The sequence below is a fragment of the Psychrobacter sp. AOP5-GZ1-6 genome (assembly GCF_052376345.1).
In the GTDB taxonomy this organism is placed as follows: Bacteria; Pseudomonadota; Gammaproteobacteria; order Pseudomonadales; family Moraxellaceae; genus Psychrobacter.
The window spans coordinates 1-1083 of record NZ_JBQSVP010000284.1 but is presented as its reverse complement, the minus strand read 5'-3'; the positions used below and the strand labels follow the sequence as shown (position 1 = coordinate 1083).

Genomic DNA, 1083 nt, shown 5'->3' with positions numbered 1-1083 from the left:
CTTTATAATCATAAGGTTAGTTTGAGTTTTGTTGATTAATAATTTCATAAACATTTGGAATAATAACTATGTTCTTAAAAAAACTTGAAATCAAAGATATGTTTGGCATCTTTAACTATTCTTTAGATTTTAATGATGATATGACAATTATAACTGCACCTAATGGATATGGAAAAACAATCTGTCTGAAAATTATACATTCGATATTTAATCTTAATTTTATGTACTTTGCCGAGCTTGATTTTGATCAGATATCCTTGACTACGGATAAAGGTACTCTATCAATAGTAAAAACGGCAGTTGTTAAAAAAAGTAGAGATATAAAGCAAGTATCTTTATTTAGTCACGAAGAAATAAATGGTGAAAGTCCTTTTTTTGATGAAGATATTGTTTTGTTCGATAATAAGCAAAACGAATTAGAAGTACCTAAAAAATTAGAAATTGTAATGCAGTTTGATGGTGTTATAAAGATACATCCTATAAATCTTGATGAACATTACGAACTATATCGTAGGCACTTAGATGAATCCCATGTATTTTTGAGTAGAATGGACTATGACAGGTGGACAGATAGAAGACCAGGGCTTCGTAGGAACTACAGTTTTGAAGAAGCTATTGAGGCTTTTGGCTTACCCGACCTCTCTGAAGAAAGATTTGAACTACCTAAATGGTTAGTAGACTTTTGTAAAAATCAAAAAACTTACTTTGTACAAGATCAAAGACTAATTTTAAAGAAAAATGACAAAAATAGTAGAAATGATTTTTTTACTAATGCTATTGAAAGGTATTCTGAGAGACTGAAATCTAAAATTAGAGATTCTAGTGTTAAGGTTTCAATGAACTCACAACAACTTGATTCTACTTTTCCAAAACGGCTAGTAACTAGCAAAGACAAATACGATAACTTCGATAAAAATGAGCTTATTGAAGCTCTTGAAAAAATTCAAGATAAAAGAAAAAAGTTAATGAAATATGACCTTCTGTCTCAGGATAGTAGCTTAGATAATGAAATAGAAGTTGATCATATCGAGGAAAATGATGTAAAGGTTTTAAACTTATATGTTTTAGATACAAATAAAAAGC

At 29.0% G+C, this 1083-nt stretch carries 1 protein-coding gene; it reads left to right on the top strand.

Annotated features, from left to right (window positions below):
- Window positions 1-68 precede the first annotated feature (68 nt).
- Window positions 69-1083, top strand: a 1015-nt coding sequence (locus ACT3RN_RS15780) for a hypothetical protein (RefSeq protein ID WP_444518832.1), incomplete at its 3' end; no start/stop codon positions are given.